General features: G+C 67.4%; 22 protein-coding genes. 13 read left to right on the top strand and 9 right to left on the bottom strand.

Annotated elements, in window-relative coordinates:
* Positions 1-12: 12 nt before the first annotated feature.
* The gene (locus tag U4Z64_RS13955) at positions 13-1329 is read right to left on the bottom strand and encodes an MFS transporter (protein ID WP_124486907.1); all 1317 of its coding nucleotides are present in this window, start codon (positions 1327-1329) and stop codon (positions 13-15) included.
* Between the two features lie 199 nt (positions 1330-1528).
* Here U4Z64_RS13955 and U4Z64_RS13950 point away from each other — a divergent pair, with 199 nt between their 5' ends.
* Both U4Z64_RS13950 and U4Z64_RS13945 read left to right on the top strand, forming a co-directional pair.
* Positions 1529-2446, top strand: a complete 918-nt coding sequence (locus U4Z64_RS13950; protein WP_044844534.1) for a LysR substrate-binding domain-containing protein — start codon at positions 1529-1531, stop codon at positions 2444-2446.
* Between the two features lie 292 nt (positions 2447-2738).
* Positions 2739-3626, top strand: coding sequence for a LysR family transcriptional regulator (locus tag U4Z64_RS13945; RefSeq protein WP_321820262.1), 888 nt, complete (start codon positions 2739-2741; stop codon positions 3624-3626).
* Positions 3627-3851: 225 nt separating this feature from the next.
* Here U4Z64_RS13945 and U4Z64_RS13940 read toward each other — a convergent pair whose 3' ends face one another.
* On the bottom strand, positions 3852-4244 hold the full coding sequence (locus tag U4Z64_RS13940; RefSeq protein ID WP_257773818.1) for an MAPEG family protein: 393 nt from the start codon (positions 4242-4244) through the stop codon (positions 3852-3854).
* 419 nt (positions 4245-4663) lie between these two features.
* On the opposite strand from U4Z64_RS13940, the gene U4Z64_RS13935 reads away from it, so the two are divergent.
* The gene (locus U4Z64_RS13935) at positions 4664-7771 is read left to right on the top strand and encodes a transglycosylase domain-containing protein (RefSeq protein ID WP_321820261.1); all 3108 of its coding nucleotides are present in this window, start codon (positions 4664-4666) and stop codon (positions 7769-7771) included.
* Positions 7772-7805: 34 nt separating this feature from the next.
* On the opposite strand, the gene U4Z64_RS13930 is transcribed toward U4Z64_RS13935, so the two are convergent.
* Complete coding sequence (locus tag U4Z64_RS13930) at positions 7806-8153, bottom strand: GFA family protein (protein WP_321820260.1); 348 nt, start codon at positions 8151-8153, stop codon at positions 7806-7808.
* 152 nt (positions 8154-8305) lie between these two features.
* Here U4Z64_RS13930 and U4Z64_RS13925 point away from each other — a divergent pair, with 152 nt between their 5' ends.
* The gene (locus U4Z64_RS13925) at positions 8306-8551 is read left to right on the top strand and encodes a DUF1272 domain-containing protein (protein WP_124486902.1); all 246 of its coding nucleotides are present in this window, start codon (positions 8306-8308) and stop codon (positions 8549-8551) included.
* A 27-nt stretch (positions 8552-8578) separates the two neighbouring features.
* On the opposite strand, the gene U4Z64_RS13920 is transcribed toward U4Z64_RS13925, so the two are convergent.
* Positions 8579-9298 carry a FadR/GntR family transcriptional regulator gene (locus U4Z64_RS13920; protein ID WP_235879271.1) on the bottom strand — a complete coding sequence of 240 codons (720 nt, stop codon included), beginning with the start codon at positions 9296-9298 and terminating at the stop codon, positions 8579-8581.
* A gap of 119 nt (positions 9299-9417) precedes the next feature.
* On the opposite strand from U4Z64_RS13920, the gene dgoD reads away from it, so the two are divergent.
* Complete coding sequence (dgoD, locus tag U4Z64_RS13915; protein ID WP_321820259.1) at positions 9418-10566, top strand: galactonate dehydratase; 1149 nt, start codon at positions 9418-9420, stop codon at positions 10564-10566.
* A gap of 146 nt (positions 10567-10712) precedes the next feature.
* Here dgoD and U4Z64_RS13910 read toward each other — a convergent pair whose 3' ends face one another.
* Positions 10713-11645: a CopD family protein gene (locus tag U4Z64_RS13910; protein ID WP_321820258.1), complete on the bottom strand. Its 933-nt coding sequence runs from the start codon at positions 11643-11645 to the stop codon at positions 10713-10715.
* A 377-nt stretch (positions 11646-12022) separates the two neighbouring features.
* On the opposite strand from U4Z64_RS13910, the gene U4Z64_RS13905 reads away from it, so the two are divergent.
* The 3 genes from U4Z64_RS13905 (at position 12023) to U4Z64_RS13895 (ending at position 15680) form a co-directional block, all read left to right on the top strand.
* Positions 12023-12787: a c-type cytochrome gene (locus U4Z64_RS13905; RefSeq protein ID WP_044844542.1), complete on the top strand. Its 765-nt coding sequence runs from the start codon at positions 12023-12025 to the stop codon at positions 12785-12787.
* 19 nt (positions 12788-12806) lie between these two features.
* Positions 12807-14105: a c-type cytochrome gene (locus tag U4Z64_RS13900; protein WP_044844543.1), complete on the top strand. Its 1299-nt coding sequence runs from the start codon at positions 12807-12809 to the stop codon at positions 14103-14105.
* Between the two features lie 129 nt (positions 14106-14234).
* Positions 14235-15680 carry a DEAD/DEAH box helicase gene (locus U4Z64_RS13895; protein ID WP_321820257.1) on the top strand — a complete coding sequence of 482 codons (1446 nt, stop codon included), beginning with the start codon at positions 14235-14237 and terminating at the stop codon, positions 15678-15680.
* On the opposite strand, the gene U4Z64_RS13890 is transcribed toward U4Z64_RS13895, so the two are convergent.
* From U4Z64_RS13890 to U4Z64_RS13880, 3 genes are all read right to left on the bottom strand, one after another.
* Positions 15674-16183: a hypothetical protein gene (locus U4Z64_RS13890; protein ID WP_321820256.1), complete on the bottom strand. Its 510-nt coding sequence runs from the start codon at positions 16181-16183 to the stop codon at positions 15674-15676. The genes U4Z64_RS13895 and U4Z64_RS13890 overlap by 7 nt on opposite strands.
* Before the next feature lie 69 nt (positions 16184-16252).
* A complete protein-coding gene (locus U4Z64_RS13885; protein WP_044846781.1) occupies positions 16253-17080 on the bottom strand; it encodes a ferritin-like domain-containing protein in 828 nt (275 codons plus the stop codon).
* A gap of 314 nt (positions 17081-17394) precedes the next feature.
* Positions 17395-19035 (bottom strand): gamma-glutamyltransferase family protein, encoded by a 1641-nt coding sequence (locus U4Z64_RS13880; protein WP_321820255.1) that lies wholly within the window; start codon positions 19033-19035, stop codon positions 17395-17397.
* 223 nt (positions 19036-19258) lie between these two features.
* Here U4Z64_RS13880 and U4Z64_RS13875 point away from each other — a divergent pair, with 223 nt between their 5' ends.
* A complete protein-coding gene (locus tag U4Z64_RS13875) occupies positions 19259-20038 on the top strand; it encodes a DeoR/GlpR family DNA-binding transcription regulator (RefSeq protein WP_044846783.1) in 780 nt (259 codons plus the stop codon).
* A gap of 315 nt (positions 20039-20353) precedes the next feature.
* Positions 20354-20551: a hypothetical protein gene (locus tag U4Z64_RS13870; RefSeq protein ID WP_044846784.1), complete on the top strand. Its 198-nt coding sequence runs from the start codon at positions 20354-20356 to the stop codon at positions 20549-20551.
* A gap of 91 nt (positions 20552-20642) precedes the next feature.
* On the opposite strand, the gene U4Z64_RS13865 is transcribed toward U4Z64_RS13870, so the two are convergent.
* On the bottom strand, positions 20643-21011 hold the full coding sequence (locus tag U4Z64_RS13865) for a hypothetical protein (protein WP_321820254.1): 369 nt from the start codon (positions 21009-21011) through the stop codon (positions 20643-20645).
* A gap of 162 nt (positions 21012-21173) precedes the next feature.
* On the opposite strand from U4Z64_RS13865, the gene glpD reads away from it, so the two are divergent.
* From glpD to U4Z64_RS13850, 3 genes are all read left to right on the top strand, one after another.
* On the top strand, positions 21174-22697 hold the full coding sequence (gene glpD, locus U4Z64_RS13860) for a glycerol-3-phosphate dehydrogenase (RefSeq protein ID WP_044846786.1): 1524 nt from the start codon (positions 21174-21176) through the stop codon (positions 22695-22697).
* A gap of 105 nt (positions 22698-22802) precedes the next feature.
* Positions 22803-24305, top strand: a complete 1503-nt coding sequence (gene glpK, locus U4Z64_RS13855) for a glycerol kinase GlpK (protein WP_321820253.1) — start codon at positions 22803-22805, stop codon at positions 24303-24305.
* A 96-nt stretch (positions 24306-24401) separates the two neighbouring features.
* Complete coding sequence (locus U4Z64_RS13850) at positions 24402-25118, top strand: MIP/aquaporin family protein (protein ID WP_044846788.1); 717 nt, start codon at positions 24402-24404, stop codon at positions 25116-25118.
* Positions 25119-25261 lie beyond the last annotated feature (143 nt).

Here is a 25261-nt window from a genome sequence, read left to right as displayed (position 1 = left end):
AGGAAAGATCGGTCAGTCATCCTGAGCGCTTCGATCGGACGCAAACGCGAGCGCGACGAGCGACAGCACGCCGCAGACGATCACGTACCACGCCGGCGCGGCCGGATTGCCGGTTGCCCCGATCAGCCAGGTGACGATGAACTGCGCGAAGCCGCCGAAGATCGACACGCCGCCCGCATACGCGATCGACAGCGCGGTCGCGCGCGTGCTCTTCGGAAACAGCTCTGCGAGGATCACGCCGTTCGCGCCGGCATTGATCGAGTGCAGCGCGGCGAGCAGCATCACGACCGCGTACATCGTCGCGATCGACGGCACCGCGCGGATCAGCCAGAAGCCCGGCAGGATCAGCACGGTCAGCGCGACACGCGTCCACAGCGCGACGCGCTTGCTGCCGGTGCGGTCCGACAGCCGTCCGCCGATCGGCGCGGCGACGAACATCACCGCACCGGACAGGATTCCGCACCACAGCGCGGTATCCATCGGCAGGTGCAGCACGCGGATCGCGTACGTCGACATGTAATAGAGGACGATGAAGTGCGCCGCGGTGCCGCCGACCACGAGGCCGAGCGCGGTCAGCACGGCGCCGCCGTCGCGCCGCAGCACGGTGCCGAGTACCGCGGACGAGCGCCGCGCGGCCGCGGCCGGCGCGTGCTGCTCGATCGCATTGAAGCGCGCGCGCAGATACAGGCCGACCGGCGCGATCAGCACGCCGGCGAGGAACGGCACGCGCCAGCCCCACGATTCGAGCGCGGCGGGGGCGAGGAAATGCGACAGCAGGAAGCCGACGAACGAACCGGCCAGCGCCGCGGCGCCCTGGCTCGCGAACTGCCAGCTCGTGTAGTAGCCGCGCTCGCCGGGCGGCGCGCGTTCGGCGAGCAGCGACGTCGACACGCCGACCTCGCCGCCGGCCGAAAAGCCCTGCAGCAGCCTGGCGAGCACGACCAGCACGGGCGCCGCGATGCCGATCTGCGCATAGGTCGGCAGAATGCCGATCATCCCGGTGCCGAGCGCCATCGTGACGAGCGTGAGGTTCATTGCCGGCACGCGGCCGAAGCGGTCGGCCACGAGCCCGATCACGACGCCGCCGACCGGTCGCGCGATGAAGCCGACGCCGAACGTCGCGACCGACATCAGCAATTGCTGCTGCGCGGACGCGGCCGGAAAGAACAGTTTGCCGAGCAGCACCGCGAAGAAGCTGAACACGGTGAGATCGAAGAATTCGAGGCCGTTGCCGATCGTGATCGCGACGATCAGCTGGCGATTGGACGGGGATGCGGCAACGTCGCCGACATGCCCGCCGAACATGCTGTCCGCTCGGGGCGCCTTCATGAAGATGAGTCTCCGTACTGGTTATGCGGGTCTGGTGCGCGGCCCGTTCGACGGCCTGCGCATGCAGTCTAGGCATTCAAAATACGCAGCCCGGAGCGACATTTTCCGATCGTGATAACGCCCGGTTATCGCGTGCTTTTCGCGCGCCGCCGCGGTGTAGGATGCGAAGGTCGCCACTGCCGCCGCGCCCTGCCACGCCGTGAAACACCACCAGCTCCGGGCGCTTGCCGCCATCGCCGAACACGGCAGCCTGCGCGCCGCCGCGCGCGCGATCCACCTGTCGCAGCCCGCGCTCACGAAGGCGATCCGCGAACTCGAGCAGGACCTCGGCGTGCCGCTCGTCACGCGCAACGCGCGCGGCGCGCAGCTCACGCGCTTCGGGCAGGCCGTCTATGCGCGTGCGCGCCTGATCCTCGCGGAGATGCAGCATGCGCGCGACGACGTGATCCAGCTTTCAGGCGGCAAGGAAGGCGCGCTCGCGTGCGCGCTGACGCCGCTGATGTCGCTCGGTTTCCTGCCGGCCGCGCTCGATGCGTTTCGGCAGCGGATGCCGACGATCCGCCTCGACGTGCGCGAAGGCTTTCTCGACACGGCGCTGCCGCGCCTGCGCGACGGCTCGCTCGACTTCGTGATCGCGATCGTCGATGCGACGCGGCTGTCACCCGAATTCACGTTCCGGCCGCTGCTCGAATCGGAGCTGATCCTGATGACGCGCGCGAGCAATCCGCTGCGCCACTGCACGTCGCTCGCGCAGCTGCAGGATGCGCAGTGGGTGCTGAACACGTCGCCGGAAAGCATCGGCCGGCTGCTGCAGAACGTGTTCGTCGCGCACGGCTACCGGGCGCCGCAGCCGATCGTCGAATGCACGTCGTTCAGCGCGGCGTTCTCGCTGTCGGTGCACACCGACACCGTGTCGTGCGTGCCGAAGCATTTCATGGAAGTCGACTGGATCCGGGAACGGATGGTCACGATCGACGTGAAGGAGACGATCCCGACCGTGTCGGCCGGCGTGCTGACGCGCCGCGACGCGCTCAACACGGTCGCGTGCGACTACCTGATCCACTGCTTCGTCGAGGCCGTGCGGCGGCACGATCCCGCGAAGCTGCTGTGGCGATAGCGACGCGTCTGATTTGATTCGGCCTGCATTGATCATATCGATCGTTTTATACGAAAACTTTTCACGCATTTTCGTACATTTACTAAATACAGACCGATAAAATAGGTTTATATCGAGTTGAATACGAAGATGAATCCGCTGAATCCAAATCCGTCAAACCGCTTATTCTGAAGCCAATTCAGCACCCAATCAACACATCATTTCATAATAATTATTCGTTAAAACAAGCCGCTCAAGTCCAACCATCGAAGAATAAAATTCAATAAACCAATTCCTGTTCTTCGATAAAAAAATGGACGAATTCCTCCCAATGCGGCTGTTCATCAAGGTCGCCGAACTCCACAGTTTCGCGCGCGCGGCGACGGAACTGAACATCTCCAACTCGTCGGCCACGCGCCTCGTGATGGGCATCGAGGACCGGCTCGGCGCACGCCTGCTGAACCGCACGACGCGCAGCCTGTCGCTGACCGACGCCGGTCATCTGTACCTCGCCCAGATCCGGCACGTGATCGAGGAAATCGACCGCGTCGAGGAAACGATCGCGTCGATGCACCACGAGCCGATCGGGTCGCTGAAGATCGCCGCGCCGGTGATGTTCGGCATGCAGGTGCTCGCGCCTGCGATCGACGCGTTCAAGGCGCGGCATCCGGCCATCGTGCCGGAGGTCACGATGCTGGACCGCCATGTCGACCTCGTGTCGGAGGGCTTCGACGTCGGGCTGCTGCTGTCGCAGCACATCGGCAACAACACGCTGGTGAAACGCCCGCTCACGCGCCTGAAGCGGATCGTCTGCGCGGCGCCGTCGTATATCGAACGGCACGGTGCGCCGGCCCATCCTCACGACCTCGCATCCCACGCGTGCCTCGCGTTCCATGCCGACTTCGCGGGCGAGCACCTGTCGTTCGACCCGGGTTCCGCGTGTGTCACCGTGCGCCCGAACAAGTCCGCGTCGTCGAACAACATCGGGCTGATCCGCAACTGGGCGCTCGCCGGCATGGGCATCGCGGTGCTGCCGGACTTCCTCGCCGCACCGGATCTCGCCGCCGGCCGGCTGCGCGAACTGCTCGCCGACTATCGGCTCGAGGAACTCGAGATGAACATCGTATACCCGAGCCGGCGCCATTTTCCCCGCAAGGCGCGGCTTTTCATCGATCACCTGATCGATCATTTCGTCAGGTGAATGAAAGGCTGTAATCACGTGCCATTTTTACCAACGCCGGCGACGCCGTACGACCAGCGCCTCGGTTATTCGATGCTTCCCGCATTCCAGCAGCAGCTGCTCGCGCGCGGCTTCGTCATCGGCAAGCAGGTGCGCGATTCGGGCGTGCGACCAGCTGATCCACTGCTTCGTCGAGGCCGCGCGGCGGCACGATCCCGCGAAGCGGCCATGGCGACAGCGACCTGCTCAGACGAACAGCGCGACGCATAGCGCGGCGCCGCACAGATATGTGCCGAGCGCGCCGATGAACCGCAGGGGATTCGGCCTCGCCATGGTCGGCCATGCGAGCAATCCGATCACGAGCAGGCAGCGGCACGCGGTTGCCGCGACGATCAACGAGACGATCGCGCGCGATGGGTCGTGTGCGCCGAAATAGAGAAACAGCACCGCGAGAAACGGTGCGTATTCGGCCGTGTTGCCATGCGCGCGCACGATCTTGTGCAATCCGTCGCTCGGATCGGACGCACACCCGGAATTGGTGGTACGCCGGAAGCGCGTGACGGACACGACCAGGCCGAGCCCGAACAGCATCAACCCCAGGATCGCCGTGCAAACGAGCGCGACGGGATGAATCGACATGGCACCCCCGGCGAAAACGGACATGCGCCGCATATCCGGCGATCGTACCTGCGGCCCGTGCATCCGGCTATCTCGGAAACTCGTAGCTTCGTCGCGCATCGCGCCATGACTTCGGCAATACGATCGGACCCGATTTGTCGCGATTTCGCGATGCACAAGGCCGGTGCGTAAAACGATCAGCGCGATCGGCACGGCCACCTTGTCGCCGTTGACACACGCAGGCACGCGAGCGGAACGCGCAAACGTTACGTCACGGCGACACGCGCCACCGCACCACAGGCCGGTTCCCGCATGTCACAGGCATGCGCGTTGCGCCGACGCATCTCGGTAGTGAACCACCCTTGGCAGCCCGCTGCGGAGGACTACACTAATCCTTAATGGGGTGCGGCCGGAGCCTGCGCCTTCAGGGAGACGCCGCCATGAATCGGCCGCTGAATCGCATCCTGCCGCGCGTGACCGGGAGTGCATCGGTCTGGACGTGGATCAAGTGGTCCTTGCTCGCCGCGCTGGTGATCGCGGTGGCGATCATTGCCCGGCTCGTGATGACCGAGTTCGAGACGTCGCGCCTGCAGGCGCGCTACCTGTCCGAGCTCACCCGCGACATCGGCTATACCGTCGAGGCGGGCGCGAGCGATCACATCCGCTTCCCCGTCAACGGGCCGTACGACCAGCGCCTCGGCTATTCGCTGCTTCCCGCGTTCCAGCAACATCTGCTCGCGCGCGGCTTCGTCGTCGGCAAGCAAGCGCGCGATTCGGAACGGATGCTGTCGCTCGCCGATCGCGGCCTGTTCCTGCCTTACGAAGAGAAAGACCAGGCCGGGCTGATGCTGTTCGACTCGACCGGCTCGCCGCTGTTCGCGACCGTGTTCCCGCAACGCGTGTACGCCGACTTCGACACGGTGCCGCGCGTCGTCGCCGATTCGCTGCTGTTCATCGAGGATCGCTACCTGCTCGACGCGAACCAGCCGAACCGCAACCCGGCGATCGACTGGGGCCGCTTCGGCCGCGCGCTCGCCGACCAGGCGCTGCACGTCGTCAACCGTCATCAGGCACGCCCGGGCGGCAGCACGCTCGCGACGCAAATCGAGAAGTTCCGCCATTCGCCGGACGGCCGCACCGCGACGCCGCCGGAGAAGCTGCGCCAGATCGCGTCCGCGTCGATCCTCGCCTACATGAACGGCCCGCAGACGATGCTCGCGCGCCGCGCGATCGTCGTGCGCTACCTGAACTCGGTACCGCTCGCCGCGCGGCCGCACGTGGGTGAAATCACCGGCATCGGCGACGGTCTCGCCGCGTGGTACGGCCGCGACTTCAACGACGTGAACCGCATCCTGTCCGCGCCGACGACCGGCGACAACGTCGACGAACAGGGCAAGACATTCCGCGAAGTGCTGTCGCTGATCATCGCGCAGCGCGCGCCGTCGTACTTCCTGAATCGCGGCTATCCCGCGCTGCAGAAGCTGACCGACAGCTACCTGCGGCTCCTGTCGAACGGCGGCGTGATCTCGCCCGCGCTGCGCGATGCGGCACTTGCCGCGCAGATCGAGCGCAGCGCGCCGCCGGCCGCCGCGCACGTGCAGTCGTTCGTGTCGCGCAAGGCCGTGTCGTCCGCGCGCGCGTCGCTGCTGTCGGCACTCGGGATCAGCGACCTGTACCAGCTCGACCAGCTCGACCTGGAAGCCACCAGCACGCTCGACAACGGCGTGCAGCAGGCGGTCGCCGAACGGCTCGCGAAGGCGTCGACCCGCGACGGCGCGCAGGCCGCCGGCCTGTACGGCTTCGAGATGCTCGCGCCGAAGGACGACCCGTCGCACCTCACGTACAGCTTCACGCTGTACGAGCATCGCAACGGCGCGAACATGCTGCGCGTGCAGACCGACAGCGTGAACCAGCCGTTCGACGTGAACCGCGGCGGCCGCATCAACCTCGGCTCGACCGCGAAGCTGCGCACGCTGATCACCTACCTGCAGATCGTCTCCGACCTGCATGCGCGCTACGGCAACCTGTCGAACGCGCAACTCGCGAAGGTGAAGCCCGACCCGCTCGACGGGCTGTCGCACTGGGCGCTCGACTACCTGTCGCATACGCGCGACCGCTCGCTCCAGGCGATGCTCGACGCGTCGGTCGAACGCAAGTACTCGGCGAGCCCCGACGTGTTCTACACGGGCGGCGGCGCGCAGGTGTTCTCGAACTTCGAGAAGTCCGACAACGGCCGCATCCTCACGCTGCATACGGCGTTCGAACACTCGGTCAACCTCGTGTTCGTGCGGCTGATGCGCGACATCGTCCATTACGAGATGCTGCAGGCGGCCGGCCCGTCGTCGTCGTGGCTCGACGATCCGGCGCAGCGCAAGCATTACCTCGAGCAGTTCGTCGACGGCGAAAGCCAGGTCTACCTGAAGCGCTACTACACGCGCTATGCGGGCAAGGCGCCCGACGATGCGCTCGCGCTGCTGCTGCAGAACGTGCGCAAGTCGCCGCCGAAGATCGCGACGGTGCTGCGCAGCGTCGCGCCGAACGAATCGCTCGCGTGGTTCGATGCGCAGATGCGCGCGCAGCTGAAAGGCACGCCGGCCGCGACGCTGTCGGACGACGATCTCGCCGCGCTCTACGCGAAATACGCGATCGACCGCTTCAACCTCAACGATCGCGGCTATATCGCGAGCGTCCACCCGCTCGCGCTGTGGACGCTCAACTATCTGCGCGCCCACCCGAACGCGTCGCTCGCCGAGGTCCGGCGCGACAGCCGCGATGCGCGCTTCTACACGTACTCGTGGCTGTACAAGACGCGCTACCACGCGACCCAGGACCGGCGCATCCGCCGCATGGTCGAGCTGCGCGCGTATGCGGAAATCACGAAGGCGTGGCGCGCGCTCGGCTACCCGTTCGAGGAAGTCACGCCGTCCTACGCGGCCGCGATCGGCGCATCGGGCGACCAGCCCGACGCGCTCGCGAAACTGATCGGCCTGATCGCGACCGGCGGCCGGAAGGCGCCGACCGAGACGATCACGCGCCTCGATTTCGCGAAGGGCACGCCGTACGAAACGCGCTTCGTGCGCGCGGCCGCGCAGCCGCAGCCGATGCTGTCGCCGGAGATCGTCAACGTGGTGCGCACGCTGCTGCGCGACGTCGTGCTGAACGGCACGGCGCGGCGCCTGTCGGGCGGCTTCACGCTGCCCGACGGCAAGACGCTGCAGGTCTACGGCAAGACCGGGACGGGCGACCAGCGCTTCAATGTCTACGCGCGCGGCGCGCGGCTGATCGAGTCGCGCAAGGTCAATCGCAGCGGCACGTTCGTGTTCGTGCTCGGCGACCGCTTCTTCGGCGTGCTGACGGCGACCGCGCACGAACCTTACGCGGCGCGCTACGACTTCACCAGCGCGATGGCCGTGCAGTTGCTGAAGTCGATGGCGCCGGCGCTCGCGCCCCTGATCGAACGCCCGGTCGAGGCCGGCACGCGCACGACGGGCCCCGCGCCGCAGGCGGAAACGCCGGCGCCGCAGGTCGAGCAGGTCGAGCCGTCCTGACGGCGGCCCGCTCGCTCATGCCACGACGCGCCGCTCAGTGCGAGCGGCCGTCGTAGTGCGTGACGGGCAGCGCATCGAAATCGACATCCTCGAGGCATCGCACGTTGATCGCGGCCATCGCGGTGCCGTCCGGATGGGTCCCCTCGGCGAACGTGTGGATCCCGCAGCGCTTGCAGAAGCGATGGCGGATCACGTGCTTGTTGAACAGGTAGGTGGCGAGATTGTCGTCGGGCGTGAGGAGTGTCATGTGATCGCGCGGCACGAACCACATCAGCGCGCCCTTGCGCCGGCAGATCGAGCAGTTGCAGGCCATCACGCCCTGCAGGTCGCCTTGCGCCTCGAACTTCACGTCGCCGCAATGACAGCTTCCGTGATAAAGCATGGTCGTCTCCCGGGGCGGCCCGTGCGCGTCGGCGGTATCCGGGCGGACACCGTTGGCCAGGCCGGTCCAAACGCGTACAGTAGCGCTCGCATGCGCCGCATGCAACGTCCGGCGGCGCCCGCCCCGACCCTCTGCGACCAAGGAAAACCGTCATGCTCGAACTGCGCCCCGGCTGCGAATGCTGCGACAAGGACCTGCCGCCCGATTCGGCGGAGGCGCGCATCTGTACGTTCGAATGCACGTTCTGCGCGACCTGCGCCGACGACGTGCTGAAGGGCCGCTGCCCGAACTGCGGCGGCGACCTGGTCGCGCGTCCGCGGCGGCCGGCGAGCCTGCTCGCGAAGTACCCGCCATCGACGGAGCGCATCGTCAAGCCGGGCGGCTGCGCGAACGCCTGACGGCGCCGCACCGCCCGTCCGTTTCCGTCACGCCATCTCGATCCGCGCGCGCGTCACCGCGAGCAGCGACGCCATCGCGCGGCGCGCGCCGTCCTCGTCGCGCACGCGGATCGCATCGCTGACGGCAACGTGCTCGGCGAGCGATGCGTTGTAGACGTGCGCCCGGCGCGCGTTCAGATGCAATTGCGCTTCCAGCGTGCGGTCGATCAGCGCGCCGAGCGGCACCAGCAGTTCGTTGCCACCGGCCTCCAGCACGCTCAGGTGAAAACGCAGGTCCGCACGCACCCACTCGTCGACGTTGCGCGCGGCGGCCATCGCGCGCGCCGCGCCATCGATCGCATCGAACGCTTCGGGCGTATGCGTGCGAGCAGCCAGCGCGGCCGCATGCGGCTCGATCATCTCGCGCATTTCCTGCAGCTTCAGCGCGAACGCGAGCGGCGGCGCAACGCGCGCGTACCAGTCGAGCAGGTCGGCGTCGAGCAGGTTCCATGCGCGGCGCGGCCGCACGCGCGTGCCGACCTTCGGCCGCGATTCGACCAGTCCCTTCGACGTCAGCGTGCGCAGCGCCTCGCGCAGCACCGTGCGGCTCACGCCGAACATCGCCATCAGGTCCGGCTCGCGCGGCAGCAGCGACTCGGGCGGATGGTCGCCGCGCAGGATCGCCGTCGCCAGCCGGAAGGCCGTCTGTCCATGCAGGTCGCGTTGAATGATCGTTCTCCGGTGATGGGCAACGCCGCAGCTGCCCACTATCTGCACAATAGTGCTATTAATACTATTTTTTAACGCGCTACGCTAGGATCGTCGTCACGTACTCGACCGGCGCCGCGTCCGCACGTCCGCGCCGGTCCACCCTGGAGACAAGCGACATGAAAATCACCCGCCTCGAAACCTTCGTCGTCCCGCCGCGCTGGCTGTTCCTCAAGATCGAGACCGACGAGGGCATCGTCGGCTGGGGCGAGCCGATCGTCGAGGGCCGCGCGCACACCGTCGAGGCCGCGGTGCAGGAACTCGCCGACTACCTGGTCGGCCGCGACCCGCTGCTGATCGAGGATCACTGGCAGGTGATGTACCGCGCCGGCTTCTACCGCGGCGGCCCGATCACGATGAGCGCGATCGCGGGCGTCGACCAGGCGTTGTGGGACATCAAGGGCAAGCATCACGGCGTGCCCGTGCATGCGCTGCTCGGCGGCCAGGTGCGCGAGCGCATCAAGGTGTATTCGTGGATCGGCGGCGACCGGCCGAGCGACGTCGCGAACAATGCGCGCGCAGTGGTCGAGCGCGGCTTCAAGGCGGTGAAGATGAACGGCTCCGAAGAGCTGCAGATCGTCGACACCTACGACAAGGTCGAGCAGGTGATCGCGAACGTCGCGGCGGTGCGCGACGCGGTCGGCCCGCACGTCGGGATCGGCGTCGACTTCCACGGCCGCGTGCACAAGCCGATGGCGAAGGTGCTCGCGAAGGAGCTCGATCCGTACAAGCTGATGTTCATCGAGGAGCCGGTGCTGTCGGAGAACGCCGAGGCGCTGCGCGACATCGTCAACCAGACCAACACGCCGATCGCGCTCGGCGAGCGGCTCTACTCGCGCTGGGACTTCAAGCACATCCTCGCGGGCGGCTACGTCGACATCATCCAGCCCGATGCGTCGCACGCGGGCGGCATCACCGAGTGCCGCAAGATCGCGACGCTCGCGGAAAGCTACGACGTCGCGCTCGCGCTGCACTGCCCGCTCGGCCCGATCGCGCTGGCCGCATGCCTGCAGCTCGACGCGGTCAGCTACAACGCGTTCATCCAGGAACAGAGCCTCGGCATCCACTACAACCAGGGCAACGACCTGCTCGACTACCTGCGCAACCCCGAGGTGTTCCGCTACGAGGACGGCTTCGTCGCGATCCCGCAGGGCCCGGGGCTCGGCATCGACGTCAACGAGGAGAAGGTGCGCGACATGGCGAAGACGGGCCACCGCTGGCGCAACCCGGTGTGGCGCCACGCGGACGGCAGCGTCGCCGAGTGGTGATGCCGTGGTGAGATGAGATGCGTTGCGCGGCGGGCATGCCGCGCATCGGCTTCGAGACGGCCTCCCGGCAGGCGGCCGTTCTTGCATCCGCAGCACGCAGCACGCGGCGCGCGGGCACCCGGCCCTGCGCCGCGTCGGCCCGGCCGTCAGCCGAGCGCCGCGAACCCCGGCACGCAGGACGCCAGCACGGCGGCCGCGACGAACACGCCGATCATCGTCAGCGCCTCGAGGTGAAGGATGTTGCGGAACGTGTGCGCATCCTCGGTCGACGCGGTACGGCGCAGGCGCGGCAGCGCGGAGAAGCGGTTCAACCCGCCGAGCACGAGCGCGAGCGCGACGAGCAGCAGCTTGAGCAACAGCACGCGCCCCCACGTGCTGCCGTCGAGCGGCGCGACCGAGCCGCCGAGCCCGCGCAGTGCATTGAGCACGCCCGTGCCGAGCACGAAGACGACCGCGATCACCGACGTACGCGACAGGTGCTGGCCGATCCGGATCAGCGCGCCGCGCGCGACCGACGAGCCGAGCACCGGCAGCACCGCGAGCCCGCCCGCGAGCACGAGGCCACCCCACACCGCGGTGGCGAGCAGGTGCAGCGTCTGCACGCCGACCGCCGCGGACAGCGGGCCGGTATCGGCCGCATGGCCGAGCGACGCCTTGCCGACCGCGACCACGATCACCGCGAGCCACAGCACCGCGTGCGCGACCGGGCCGTCCGGCTTCGCGAGCGCGACGATCGCGAGCGCCACGGCGCCGGCAAACGCGACGCTCCACGCGAAGCCCGCGTGGGTCTGCGTGAGCATGACGGGAATCGCGGCGAACGCACCGCCGAGCCCCGCGCCGCTCATCGCCGCGGCTTCGTACACGAGCCAGCCGAGATCGGCGAGCACGAGCGCGAGCGCCGCCGCGACCAGCGAATGTTGCGCGCGCAGCCATGCGGGATGCGACGGCGCGACGACCGGCCGCGCGCCGTCCTTGCCGAGCCACGCCTTGAGCAGCGCCGAGCCGACCGCCATCGCGAACGTCGCGTCCATCAATGCCGCCAGCGCGACCTGCCCGATCCACAAGCTGTCGATCCTCATCGCGCGCACCCTCCCGGGAACGGCCGGCCGGCGGCGCGGCGGCAAGTGGAACGACAGCGGGAAGACGGCAACGGCACGGTAAGGAACGTCATCGATGAATCCGGAAACGGGAGAAATGACTGGATCTGCGGCGGAGGCGGCGCCGCGCGACCCGCGAGTGTACGGTCTTCGATGGTCAAAGCGCACGCCGGTTCACACGATGCGTGCAGATAGCGCGTCAAATTGTCGCAAGTCGTAAACAGGCAGGAACCGATGACCTTTTGCCAAATAGCCGTCATTACCCATCGATGATAGAATGCCGCGTCGCAGCAGCCCGGCTGTCCTGCCGTCCATGCGCCGAGCCGATCGTAGCCCGGACAGGTCCCCGACGAATAAACATGGAGTCTCGTGTGTCTTCAAGACGCCTCTTCCGTCCGTTGCTTGCCGTTCTCCTGATCGGTGGCGCGGGCCTTATGAGCGCTGCCCAAGCGCAGACCAAGCCCACGGAGCAAGCGCACGCCCAGCAGGCGCCGCTCAAGGCACCCGATACGATGGCCGAGCGTGTGCGCGGCTGTACCGCATGTCACGGCGTTCACGGCCAGGGCACGGACAACGACTATTTCCCGCGTCTTGCCGGCAAGCCGGCGGAGTACCTGTACAACCAGCTCGTCAACTTCCGTGATGGCCGGCGCAAGTACCCGCCGATGAACTATCTGCTGACCTACCTGAACGACGATTACCTGAAGGAAATCGCCGAGCACTTCTCGGCCGAGCGTCCGCCGTACCCGACGCCGGCCAAGCCGACGCTGCCGGCTGCCACGCTCGCGCGCGGCAAGCAGCTCGTCACGCAAGGCGATCCGTCGCGCAAGCTGCCGGCCTGCGTGGCCTGCCACGGCGCAGGGCTGACCGGCATGCAGCCGGCGATCCCGGGCCTCGTCGGCCTGCACGCCGATTACCTGAGCGCACAGCTCGGCGCATGGCGCTCGGGCAACCGCCACGCGAAGGCACCGGATTGCATGCACGACATCGCCGCGAAGCTTTCCGACGAAGACGTGACGGCCGTAACCGCATGGCTCGCCGCGCAACCGGCGCCCGCCAACCCCGTGCCGGCACCGGCGCGTTCGATGAAGACTCCGCTCGCCTGCGGCAGCGAACCGCAATAAGGCAAGGGAGACAGACACAATGAAACGCAAGTCCCTGTTTGCACTCTCGGCTGTCGCGATCGTCGCGGCCGCCGCCCTCGTGCCGGTCCTGTGGCCGGGCAACGACACGCTGCACGGCGCTGCCGCCGTCGCGGCCACGCCGGCCGACCAGGCCGCGCTGATCAAGAAGGGCGAATACCTCGCGCGCGTCGGCGACTGTATCGCGTGCCACACCGTGCGCGGCGGCAAGTCGTTCGCGGGCGGCCTGCCGATGGCGACGCCGTTCGGCACGATGTACACGCCGAACATCACGCCGGACGACAAGGACGGCATCGGCAAGTGGACGTCGGACGACTTCTACCGCGCGATGCACACCGGCCGTTCGAAGGACGGCAGCCTGCTCTACCCGGGCTTCCCGTTCGCGAGCTACACGAAGGTCACGCGCGCCGACTCGGACGCGATCTACGCGTACCTGCGTTCGGTCCCGCCGGTCTCGGTGCCGAGCCGTCCGCACGAACTGAAGTTCCCGTTCAACAACCGCAACCTGCTGATCGGCTGGCGCACGCTGTTCTTCAAGGAAGGCGAGTACAAGCCGGATCCGACCAAGTCGGTCGAATGGAACCGCGGCGCGTACCTCGTCGAAGGCCTCGGCCACTGCTCGATGTGCCACACGTCGATCAACATGATGGGCGGCCCGGTGAACTCGGCAGCCTTCGCGGGCGGCCTGATCCCGCTGCAGAACTGGTATGCGCCGTCGCTGACGAACGACAAGGAACTCGGCCTCGGCGACTGGCACGTGCAGGAGCTGTCGGACCTGCTGCAGGCCGGCGTGTCGAACAAGGGCGCGGTGTTCGGCCCGATGGCCGACGTGGTGCACAACAGCCTGCAGTACATGAGCGACGAAGATACGCGCGCGATGTCGACGTACCTGAAGTCGATCCCGCAGAAGGCTGAAGCGCCGAAGAACATGCAGTACGAGCCGTCGAAGCAGTTCGGCAACACGCTGTTCGACCAGGGCAAGAAGATCTACGCGGACAACTGCGCGACCTGCCACGCCGAAACCGGCGCGGGCAAGCCGCCGGCGTATCCGCCGCTCGCGGGCAACCATTCGATCGTGATGGAATCGGCGGTCAACCCGATCCGCATGGTGCTGAATGGCGGCTATCCGCCGAGCACGTTCAAGAATCCGCGTCCGTACGGGATGCCGCCGTTCGCACAGTCGCTGTCGAACCAGGAAGTCGCGGCAGTCGTCACGTATATCCGGATGTCGTGGGGCAACAACGGTACGCCGATCTCGCCGCAACAGGTGAGCGACCTGCGTTCCGCGCCGCTTGACTAAATAGCGCGCGACACAAACGGGGGCGCGGCTGCGGGAAACCGCAGCCGCGCCCCTTTGCTTTTTTGCGACGCCGTTCCCCGCGCTGGCCGCGCGAGGCGTCGCCGATCATAAAACTCAAGAGTGGTATCTATGTCTTTCGAATCTCTCGGCCTGGCCGAACCGCTCGTCAAGGCGGTCAACGAACTCGGCTACACGTCGCCGACGCCCATCCAGCAGCAGGCGATCCCGGCCGTCCTCGGCGGCGGCGACCTGCTCGCCGGCGCGCAGACCGGCACCGGCAAGACCGCCGGCTTCACGTTGCCGATCCTGCAGCGCCTGCACACGTTCTACGCCGAGCATCGCGGCGCGAAGCGCGCGGTGCGCGCGCTGATCCTCACGCCGACGCGCGAACTCGCCGCCCAGGTCGAGGAAAGCGTGCGCGCGTACAGCAAGTACCTGAAGCTGCGCTCGACCGTGATGTTCGGCGGCGTCAGCATCAATCCGCAGATCGATGCGCTCAAGCGCGGCGTCGACATCGTCGTCGCGACGCCGGGGCGTCTGCTCGATCACATGCAGCAGAAGACGATCGACCTGTCGGATCTCGACATCCTCGTGCTCGACGAAGCCGACCGGATGCTCGACATGGGCTTCATCCACGACATCAAGCGCGTGCTCGCGAAGCTGCCGCCGCAGCGCCAGAACCTGCTGTTCTCGGCGACCTTCTCCGACGAGATCAAGTCGCTCGCCGACAACCTGCTCGATTCACCGGCGCTGATCGAAGTCGCGCGCCGCAACACCACCGCGGAAAGCGTCGCGCAGAAGATCCACCCGGTCGACCGCGATCGCAAGCGCGAGCTGCTCACGCACCTGATCCGCGAACACAACTGGTTCCAGGTGCTCGTGTTCACGCGCACCAAGCACGGCGCGAACCGGCTCGCCGAGCAGCTGACGAAGGACGGTATCAGCGCGATGGCGATCCACGGCAACAAGAGCCAGTCGGCCCGCACGCGCGCGCTCGCGGAATTCAAGAACAGCACGCTGCAGGTGCTGGTCGCGACCGACATCGCCGCGCGCGGGATCGACATCGACCAGTTGCCGCACGTCGTCAACTTCGACCTGCCGAACGTGCCGGAAGATTACGTGCACCGGATCGGCCGCACGGGCCGTGCCGGCGCGACCGGCGAGGCCGTGTCGCTCGTGTGCGTCGACGAGAAGCAGCTGCTGCGCGACATCGAGCGGCTGATCAAGCGCGAGATTCCGCAAGAAGTGATCGCGGGCTTCGAACCCGATCCGACCGCGAAGCCTGAGCCGATCCAGCAACGCCGCGGCCAGCAGCCGCGCGGCGGCAACGGCGGCGGCGGTGGCGGCAATCGCCAGCCGCGTGCCGGCGGCTCGGGCCAGCCGGCCGCGAAGCGCGACGGCAATGCGCAGCCGAAGGCCGCGAAGGCGGCCAAGCCGCGCGCGGCCGGCGGTGCGAGCGGCAACGCCAGCGGCGGCGGCCGCCCGTCAGGCGGCAACGGCGCGCGTCCCGCGAACGGCAACGCCGCGCACGCGAACCGCAACCGTTCGTCGCGCAGCGGCCAGCGCGGTCACTGAAGCCGCGCGGCCGCGCGCCGCAGGTGCTCGACCTGGCGCTGCCAGCGCGCGAGCACCTCGGCGCGCGCCTCCCCTTCCAGCGCAAACGTGACGCCGGTCGCGAGACGCGCATAGCCGACCCGCTGCGCATCGCCGTGCGCGATCGTCGCAGCGAATCCGGCAAGGCCCCCGAAGTCCCCTTCGAGCGGCTCGATCCTCAGTTGTGCCTGAAAGAATGCGCCGTCCGCGACGAGCGTCAACGCGGCCGCGCGCCGTTGCGTCAGCGCGCGCGCCGCGCGCGATTGCGGCCAGAGCGCGAGCAGCAGCGTATGCGCGTCGCGCGCGTGGATCTCGCCGACGCTGAGCAGCGTCGTGCGCAGCTGGCCGTCGTCGGTCGCGACGATCAGCGATGCGGCGAAGTCGGCATGGCGTGCGAGCGCGGTGCCGTCGAACAGCGCAACGACGGCCGGCGGCCACGCGTCGAACGTCCATTGTTCGAGCGCGTGGCGATGGGAATCGGTCATGATGGCGGCCCCGGTGAAAAGCAGATGATGATCTGCGCAGCATACGCGCGCCGGACCGCGCGGTGACGATCAGCGCATGAACACGTGCCGCGTGATCTTCGTCAGCGGATAGTGGACGCTCGGCTGGATCTTCGCGGGCAGGTCGAGCGGCTTGAGCAGCATCTTCACGCACATGTCGGCCGACAGGTTGCGCCGCACGAGCGAGCTGATGCGCGCGGCACGCTCGCGGTTGTATTGACTGTCGCCGACGCGATCCGGGTAGCGGACTGCGAACACGTGGCGCAGCGCGATCTCGGAATCCTCGTTCTTGATTTCCATCACGCGGCGCATCAGCGCGCCGAGCACCGCGAGACGGCCGTTGCCTTCGAGCTTGTTGTACTTCTTGAAGAACTTGAAGAAGTGCTTGTAGTGACGCACTTCGTCCGAGCGGATGTTGTCGGTGATTTCCTTCAGCACCGGCTCGTCCGAGCATTCGTTGATCGCGCGATAGAGCGTGGCCGTGCCCGTCTCGACGACGCAGCGCGCGACCATCTCGAGCGCGCGGGTCTTCTCGAACGCGTCGACCGAGCAGGTCTTCGAATACTCGGCGAAGAAATTCGCGAACGCGGTGTCCCAGTCGAACTCGGGCCACACGTGCGCGATATACGCCTTCAGCGCGCGCCCGTGCTGCAGTTCCTCGTGCTCCCACGCATTGTTGAGCCACGCGGACACTTCCGGATCGTCGTTGAAGAACTCGCTCAGGTTGCTCGTGTAGAGATCCGAGCCGCTTTCGATGAACGACGACGCGCACAGCAACAGCAGCAGATCCTCGTTCGCGGCGGCGCGCTGACGATCGATCCGGTTCAGGTCGATGTCCTCGATACGCCACGGCATGACATGCGTCGTTTCAGTAGGCATGGTGGTGCGCTCCCAGTCGTCGCGCGGCCGGCCGGCCCCTCTCTTCGCACAGGCCCGGCGTGCCCGCAGGCGACGTTTTGCTTGCATTTATTAGTGGATTGGTCCGGCCGAACCATGCTGGCATCTTAGCCGGACTTTTATGTTCGTGCTTCAAAGCACTGACCATGCCCGCCGCGCGCAGTTCCGCCGCGCATGTTGCGGATCGTTAGATGAGGTGTTCGAACCGGTTGCGCGCGTGCGACGGCATGCGCTGCATCCAGGCAAAACGGGCGGCCATCCGGCCGCCCGTCGGGCACCACGCTGGAAGCGTTCCGTCAGAAACCGGCCGCAAGACCGTCGCGACGGCTGTCGCTCGCGGCCACGTAGCCGCGGTCGGGATCGTCGCGATCGAGACGCCACACGAACTGCCCCGAACCGAAATCCATGTAAGGATCGTCGATCGACTTGATCGTATGGCCGCGCGCGGCGAGCCCGTCGACCGTCTCGCGCTTCATCGTCGACTCGACGTCGAGCGTGAAGTCGCGATTGACCTTCCAGCGCGGCGCGTCGCAGGCGGCCTGCGGCTGCTGCCCGTAGCCGAGCATGCGCACGACGGTCTGCAGGTGGCCCTGCGGCTGCATGTCGCCGCCCATCACGCCGAAGCTCATCACGGCCTCGCTGCGGCCGTCGACTTCCTCGGTGACGAACGCGGGGATGATCGTATGGAACGGCCGCTTGCCGCCCGCGACGACGTTCGGCGACGCCGGATCCATCGAGAAGCCGTGCCCGCGGTTCTGCAGGGCAATGCCGGTACCGGGCACGACGAGCCCCGAACCGAAACCCATGTAGTTCGACTGAATGAAGCTCACCATCATCCCGCGTTCGTCCGCCGCGGACAGGTAGATCGTGCCGCCCGAATGCGGGCGGCCGGCAGCGAAGTGCGTCGCGCGCGCGCGATCGATCAGCTTCGCGCGTTCCGCGAGATACGCATCGTCGAGCATCTGCGCGGGCGTCACGTCCATCGCGCGCGGATCGGCGACGTAGCGATAGACGTCCGCGAACGCGAGCTTCATCGCCTCGATCTGCAGGTGCTGCGAGTCGACCGAATCGACCGGCCATTCGCTCAGGCCCGCCTGCTCGGCGATCCCGAGCGCGATCAGCGCGGCGATGCCCTGCCCGTTCGGCGGGATCTCGTGAATCGTATGACGGCCGAAGCGCTTGCCGATCGGCTCGACCCATTCCGGCCGGTACGCGCGCAGGTCGGCTTCGGTCAGCGCGCCGCCGCCTTCGCGCGCGAACGCCGCGAGCTGCGCGGCGAGCGCGCCTTCGTAGAACGCGCGCGGGCCGTCCTTCGCGAGCGTGCGCAGCGTCTGCGCATGGCCCGGCAGGCACATGCGCTCGCCGACGTGCGGCGCGCGCCCGCGCGGCATGAAGGTGTCGGCGAAACCCGGCAGTCCCTGCAGCTCGGGCACCGCGGCCGCCCATTTGTGCGCGACGATCGGCGACACCGCATAGCCGCGCTCGGCGATCTCGATCGCCGGCTCGAGCAGGTCCGCGAACGGCAGCGAGCCGAACTTCGCATGCAGCGCTTCCCAGCCCGCGATCACGCCCGGCACCGTGACGGTGTCCCAGCCGCGCGTCGGCTTGTTCGCGATGCCGTGCGCGTCCTCGCCGTGGCGCTTGCGGAAATAGTCGGGACTCCATGCGGCCGGCGCGACGCCCGACGCATTCAGCCCGGACAGCCGGCCGCCGTCCCACACGAGCGCGAACGCATCGCCGCCGAGCCCGCACGACACGGGCTCGACCACCGTGATCGCGGCCGCAGCGGCCAGCGCCGCATCGACGGCATTGCCGCCCTTCCACAGCATCCGCAGCCCGGCCTGCGCGGCGAGCGGGTGCGACGTCGACACGACGTTGCGCGCGAATACCGGGATGCGGGTCGTCGGATACGGGTTGTGCCAGTTGAAGCCAGTCATCGGTTCCACCTCGTCGAAAGCTGAATGAACGCGCCGGACGCACGACCGGCATGCGCGGACAGTCCGCCATTGCAGCGCGATCCGCGCGATCGCACAAATTCATTTGTCACATGAATCCATGTACTTTCCGCATGAATTCCGGGCGGTGATACGCCACAGGCCGGTCGAACGCCCTTCCCGCCCTTACAATACCCGCTCCGCCTCACGATCCGACCGCCGAGCCATGACCCGAGATCCCCGCCTCACCCTCAACGCGCGCCAGCAGGAACTGCTCGAATGGGTGCAGCGCGACGGCTTCGTGACCGTCGACGATCTCGCCGCGCACTTCGCGGTCACGCCGCAGACGATCCGCCGCGACGTGAACTGGCTCGCCGACCTGAACCTGCTGCGCCGCTACCACGGCGGCGCGAGCCTGCCGACCAGCTCGGAGAACGTGTCGTACACCGCGCGCCAGCGGATGTTCCATGACGAGAAGCGGCGCATCGCGGCGCTCGCCGCGTCGCACATCCCCGACCAGGCGTCGCTGTTCATCAATCTCGGCACCACGACCGAGGAAGTTGCGCGCGCACTGAATCGTCATCACGGGCTGCACGTGATCACGAACAACCTGAACGTCGCGTCGATGATGAGCGGCTATCCCGACTGCGAGGTGCTGATCACGGGCGGCATCGTGCGGCCGTGGGACAAGGGCATCGTCGGCGAACTCGCGATCGACTTCATCCGCCAGTTCAAGGTCGACTACGCGATCATCGGCACGTCGGCGATCGAAGCCGACGGCACGCTGCGCGACTTCGACACGCGCGAGGTGCGCGTGGCCGAGGCGATCATGCAGCATGCGCGCACGGTCTACCTCGTCGCCGATCATTCGAAGGTCGGCCGCCCTGCGCTGGTGCGCCAGGGCCACCTGAGCCAGGTTCATGCACTCTTCACCGACAAGCCGCTGCCGCCGGAGATGGCCGACGCGGTGGCGAACGCGGGCACCCAGGTGTACGTCGCGGAATGACCCCGCGGAATGACCCGCGCGATGCTGCACCGCACCTGAAACTTCAAGTGAAATCAAGAAGTTGGCGCGCCCGCTGAACCGCTAGCGGTTTGCGTGCCTGTCAAACTGAAAATTAACGGGGCACGATTTGTCGTTGCCCGCGCGCTCGACTAGACTCCAGTTCCCCGGCCCGTTCGCGCGATCCGCCCGTGCCAAGGCGTGTGCGAATCCGAAGGCCGGCGAATACAGCTTTCCCCCCAAGCCATACCCCGCCGGGTATCGCGCAGCGGCGTTTGCGCCGGCTGCGCGGGCAAACCGATTGCCATGGAGAGAACGATGCTGAGTCCGCATGAATTCGCCACGCTACTGCTTGTGAAGGATGCCCCCGATCACGGGGACATGGATCGCGATGAACTCGACGCGCTGCTCGAACAGCAGCTCGTGCGGCTGGAAGGGCTGGGATCGGGACGCAAATACTGCGTGACCGAAACCGGCGACGCCGCGTTGCGATCCATCAAATGCCGCTATTCCTGAAGTCCCGCTGTTCCTGACTTGAGCGCGCCGGCCGGATTTCCGGCCGAGCCGCTTTTCCCGCGCTTTTCCCGCCTCCCGCAGCGCTCCGGCGTCAGCCGCCGCGCAGCGTCGGATCGACCGCGGCCCGCCAGCTGACGGCCTGCGCGCGTGCGCCGTTGAAATACGCGACCCATCCGGCGCGCCCCGCCGCGTCGGGCGCCGCATAGTGCGCCGAAAGTTCGTTTACGAACGCGCAATAGTTCGCCTGCGTCAGCCCGCGATACCGTTTCGCCACATACGCGTCGTACAGCGTCGAATAGACCGGCTGCGCGTCCGCGCCCCAGTCGTGCGCGGTGCCGCCGCACGACGTCTGCAGGTCGACGAACGACGGCGCCCGCCAGTTGCCGGCAAGCGGTGGCGTGCCGGTGCTGCACCCTGCCAGGACGACGGCGCACGCACCGGCCCACATCCCAATACGCATGATTCACCTCGCGAAACGGTCGATTGCGCCAGTATCGTCCGGGATCGCGCCACGCGCTACTGGCCCCGCTTTTTCGAACTTTACTTTTTCGATTTCGTTCGTTAAATTTCGAATTCGAACATTTCATGTTCGCCCATTTCCATCAGACGATAAGGACAGCAGGTGACCCAACCGAATCGCTACGATCTGCTCGTCGTCGGCGGCGGCATCAACGGCGCCGGCATCGCGCGCGATGCGGCCGGCCGCGGCCTGTCGGTCCTGCTCTGCGAGCAGGACGACCTCGCGTCGCACACGTCGTCGTCCAGCACGAAGCTGATTCACGGCGGCCTGCGCTACCTCGAATACAACGAATTCGGACTCGTCCGCAAAGCGCTGCAGGAGCGTGAGACGCTGCTGCGCGCGGCGCCGCACATCATGTGGCCGCTGCGCTTCGTGATGCCGCACATGCCGAACCTGCGGCCGGCCTGGCTGATCCGCATCGGCCTGTTCCTCTACGATCACCTCGCGAAGCGCGAACTGCTGCCCGGCTCGCGCGGCATCGACATGCGCCGCCATGCGGCCGGCGCGCCGCTGATCGACTCGATCAAGCGCGGCTTCGTGTATTCGGACGGCTGGGTCGACGACGCGCGCCTCGTCGTGCTGAACGCGCTCGATGCGAAGGAGCGCGGCGCCGAGATCCTCACGCGCACGAAACTCGTGTCGGCGGAACGCCGCGGCGACGAATGGGAAGCGCGGCTGCGGCACGCGGACGGCTCGATCCGCGTGGTGCGTGCGCGCGCGGTCGCGAACGCGGCCGGCCCGTGGGTCGGCGAAGTGCTGCACGGCGCGCTCGGTCGCGGCGCGCAGCACAGCGTGCGGCTCGTGAAGGGCAGCCACATCATCACGCGGCGCCTGTTCGATCACGATCACGCATACATCTTCCAGAACCCGGACAAGCGGATCATCTTCGCGATTCCGTACGAGCACGACTTCACGCTGATCGGCACGACCGACGTCGAATACACGAACGATCCCGCGAAGGTCGCGATCGATCGCGACGAGACGCAGTATCTGTGCGATTCGATCAACCGCTACTTCAAGCGCAAGATCTCGCCGGCCGACGTGCACTGGACCTATTCGGGCGTGCGCCCGCTGCTCGAGGACGAAAACGCGGCGAATGCGTCGGCCGTCACGCGCGACTATCGCCTCGAGATGGACGACGGCGCCGGCGCGCCGCTGCTGTCGGTGTTCGGCGGCAAGATCACGACGTTCCGCAAGCTCGCGGAGGAAGCCGCCGACCTGCTGTGTCGCGCGCTCGGCCGCGACGCGAAGACCTGGACGGCCGGCGCGCCGCTGCCGGGCGGCGACATCGCGAACGCGAAGTTCGACGTGTTCGCCGACGCATTCGCGAAACGCCATCCGTGGCTGCCCGCCGCGCTTGCCCGTCGCTATGCGCGCGCGTACGGCACGCGCGCGGAACGCGTGGTCGACGGCGCGACGTCGCTCGCCGACCTCGGCGCCGAGATCGCACCGGGCATCCACGACGCCGAACTGCGCTACCTGCGCGACGTCGAATGGGCGACCTGTGCGCAGGACGTGCTGTGGCGCCGCTCGAAGCTCGGCCTGCACGTGGCGCCCGGCACGCTCGACGCGGTGACGGCCGCGGTCGATGCGTGGTTCGCCGCCGCGCACGCACCGCATGCGTGATCCGTTTGCAGTTGCAGTTGCCTGACCGACGTTGATTCACCGACGCGCCGCGTAACATGCGGCGCGCATCACAACTACGCCAATCCACGGATGGAGATGAGAGACATGCAGGATCAGTACATCCTCGCGCTTGACCAGGGCACGACGAGCTCCCGCGCAATGCTGTTCGATCGCCAGGGCAACATCGTATCGATCGCCCAGAAGGAATTCGAACAGATCTACCCGCAACCCGGCTGGGTCGAGCACGACCCGCAGGAAATCTGGTCGACGCAGGCGGGTGTCGCCGCCGAAGCCGTCACGCGCACCGGCCTGAACGGCATGTCGATCGCCGCGATCGGCATCACCAACCAGCGCGAGACGACGATCGTCTGGGATCGCGAGACGGGCCAGCCCGTCTACAACGCGATCGTGTGGCAGGACCGCCGCACCGCCGACTTCTGCGATTCGCTGAAAGCACAGGGCCTCGAGGCGAAGGTGCGCGCGAAGACCGGCCTGCCGATCGACTCGTACTTCTCCGCGACCAAGATCCGCTGGATCCTCGACAACGTGCCCGGCGCGCGCGACAAGGCTCGCCAGGGCAAGCTCGCGTTCGGCACCGTCGACAGCTGGCTCGTGTGGAACTTCACGAAGCACGAGCTGCACGTGACCGACGTGACGAACGCGTCGCGCACGATGCTGTTCAACATCCACACGCGCGAGTGGGACAGCGAGCTGCTCGAGCTGCTCGACATCCCGCGCAGCATGCTGCCGGAAGTGAAGGCGTCGTCGGAAATCTACGGCCACACGAAGACCACGGTATTCGCGTCGAAGATCCCGCTCGCGGGGATCGCCGGCGACCAGCACGCGGCGCTGTTCGGCCAGATGTGCACGACGTCGGGCATGGTGAAGAACACCTACGGCACCGGCTGCTTCCTGATGATGAACACCGGCAACAAGCCGATCGAGTCGAAGAACAACCTCGTCACGACGATCGCGTGGCAGATCGGCGACGACGTGCAGTACGCGCTCGAAGGCAGCATCTTCATCGCGGGCGCGGTCGTGCAGTGGCTGCGCGACGGTGTCGGCATCATCAAGACGGCCGCCGAGATCGAAGCGCTCGCCGCGAGCGTGCCGCATACCGACGGCGTCTATCTCGTGCCGGCGTTCGCGGGCCTCGGCGCGCCGCACTGGAACGCACGGGCGCGCGGTTCGGTGTTCGGCGTCACGCGCGGCACGACCTCCGCGCACCTCGCGCGCGCGGCGCTCGACGCGATCGCGTACCAGTCGCTCGACGTGCTGGCCGCGATGGAAGCCGACTCGGGCATCAGCATCGGCGAGCTGCGCGTCGACGGCGGCGCGAGCGCGAACGACCTGCTGATGCAGTTCCAGGCCGACCTGCTCGGCGTCGACGCGGTGCGTCCGCAGATCACCGAGACGACCGCGCTCGGTGCAGCCTATCTCGCGGGCCTCGCGATCGGCTACTGGAAGAACCTCGACGAAGTGCGCAGCCAGTGGCAGCTCGATCGCCGCTTCTCGCCGTCGATGCCGAAGGAGCAGGTCGAGCGCTGCATGGCCGGCTGGCAGCGTGCGGTGCGCGCCGCGAAGGCGTGGGCCGACGACGCGCAGTAAGCACCGCGGCAGCAATCACAAGAACTCCGAACGAAATACAACAACACCGGCGGACCGCGCAACGCGCGAGTCCGCCGCGACCTACGAGAGACAAACATGTCACCTTATATTGCAGAATTCATCGGCACCGCCATTCTCGTGCTGCTCGGCAACGGCGCGGTCGCCAACGTGCTGCTGGCGAAGACCAAGGGCAAGGGCGCGGACCTGATCGTGATCGTGATGGGCTGGGCGATGGCCGTGTTCGTCGCCGTCTACGTGACCGCATCGTTCAGCGGCGCGCACCTGAACCCGATCGTCACGATCAGCCTCGCGCTCGCGGGCAAGTTCGCGTGGTCGAAGGTCGGCGGCTACATCCTCGCGCAGATGCTCGGCGGGATGGCGGGCGCCTTGCTCGTGTGGCTCGCGTATCGCCAGCACTTCGCGAAGGAAGTCGATGCGGACCTGAAGCTCGCGGTGTTCTGCACGGCGCCCGCGATCCGCAGCACCACGCACAATGTGCTGACCGAAGCGATCTGCACGTTCGTGCTGATCCTCGGCGTGCTGTATCTCGCGTCGCCGCAGGTCGGCCTCGGCGCGCTCGACGCGCTGCCGGTCGGCCTGCTCGTGCTCGGCATCGGCATCTCGCTCGGCGGGCCGACCGGTTATGCGATGAGCCCGGCGCGCGACCTGTCGCCGCGCCTGATGCATGCGCTGCTGCCGATCCCCGGCAAGCGCGACAGCGACTGGCGCTATGCGTGGGTGCCGGTGATCGGCCCGCTGCTCGGCGGCGCCGCGGCGGCCGGCCTGTATCTGCGCCTGCACGCGATGGCCTGAGCGCGGGCTTGTTCATTCGGGCTCGGGTTCGAACCCGAGTCCGAGTCCGAGTCCGAGTCCGAGTCCGAGTCCGAGTCCGAGTCCGAGTCCGAGTCCGAGTCTGAGTCCGAGCCCGAGCCCGAGTCTGAGTCTGAGTCTGAGTC

Origin of the sequence: Burkholderia sp. BCC1996 (assembly GCF_905339955.1) — a bacterium.
GTDB lineage: Bacteria > Pseudomonadota > Gammaproteobacteria > Burkholderiales > Burkholderiaceae > Burkholderia.
This window is presented reverse-complemented; position numbering and strand designations above follow the sequence as displayed.

Coding starts and splice junctions, on each gene's coding strand:
- U4Z64_RS13945 (WP_321820262.1), top strand. CDS start 2,739: ATGGACGAATTCCTCCCAATGCGGCTGTTCATCAAGGTCGCCGAACTC.
- U4Z64_RS13865 (WP_321820254.1), bottom strand. CDS start 21,011: ATGCGTATTGGGATGTGGGCCGGTGCGTGCGCCGTCGTCCTGGCAGGG.
- U4Z64_RS13885 (WP_044846781.1), bottom strand. CDS start 17,080: ATGCCTACTGAAACGACGCATGTCATGCCGTGGCGTATCGAGGACATC.
- dgoD (WP_321820259.1), top strand. CDS start 9,418: ATGAAAATCACCCGCCTCGAAACCTTCGTCGTCCCGCCGCGCTGGCTG.
- U4Z64_RS13925 (WP_124486902.1), top strand. CDS start 8,306: ATGCTCGAACTGCGCCCCGGCTGCGAATGCTGCGACAAGGACCTGCCG.
- U4Z64_RS13935 (WP_321820261.1), top strand. CDS start 4,664: ATGAATCGGCCGCTGAATCGCATCCTGCCGCGCGTGACCGGGAGTGCA.
- U4Z64_RS13955 (WP_124486907.1), bottom strand. CDS start 1,329: ATGAAGGCGCCCCGAGCGGACAGCATGTTCGGCGGGCATGTCGGCGAC.
- U4Z64_RS13940 (WP_257773818.1), bottom strand. CDS start 4,244: ATGTCGATTCATCCCGTCGCGCTCGTTTGCACGGCGATCCTGGGGTTG.
- U4Z64_RS13910 (WP_321820258.1), bottom strand. CDS start 11,645: ATGAGGATCGACAGCTTGTGGATCGGGCAGGTCGCGCTGGCGGCATTG.
- U4Z64_RS13850 (WP_044846788.1), top strand. CDS start 24,402: ATGTCACCTTATATTGCAGAATTCATCGGCACCGCCATTCTCGTGCTG.
- U4Z64_RS13905 (WP_044844542.1), top strand. CDS start 12,023: ATGGAGTCTCGTGTGTCTTCAAGACGCCTCTTCCGTCCGTTGCTTGCC.
- U4Z64_RS13870 (WP_044846784.1), top strand. CDS start 20,354: ATGCTGAGTCCGCATGAATTCGCCACGCTACTGCTTGTGAAGGATGCC.
- glpK (WP_321820253.1), top strand. CDS start 22,803: ATGCAGGATCAGTACATCCTCGCGCTTGACCAGGGCACGACGAGCTCC.
- U4Z64_RS13890 (WP_321820256.1), bottom strand. CDS start 16,183: ATGACCGATTCCCATCGCCACGCGCTCGAACAATGGACGTTCGACGCG.
- U4Z64_RS13880 (WP_321820255.1), bottom strand. CDS start 19,035: ATGACTGGCTTCAACTGGCACAACCCGTATCCGACGACCCGCATCCCG.
- U4Z64_RS13930 (WP_321820260.1), bottom strand. CDS start 8,153: ATGCTTTATCACGGAAGCTGTCATTGCGGCGACGTGAAGTTCGAGGCG.
- U4Z64_RS13875 (WP_044846783.1), top strand. CDS start 19,259: ATGACCCGAGATCCCCGCCTCACCCTCAACGCGCGCCAGCAGGAACTG.
- U4Z64_RS13900 (WP_044844543.1), top strand. CDS start 12,807: ATGAAACGCAAGTCCCTGTTTGCACTCTCGGCTGTCGCGATCGTCGCG.
- U4Z64_RS13895 (WP_321820257.1), top strand. CDS start 14,235: ATGTCTTTCGAATCTCTCGGCCTGGCCGAACCGCTCGTCAAGGCGGTC.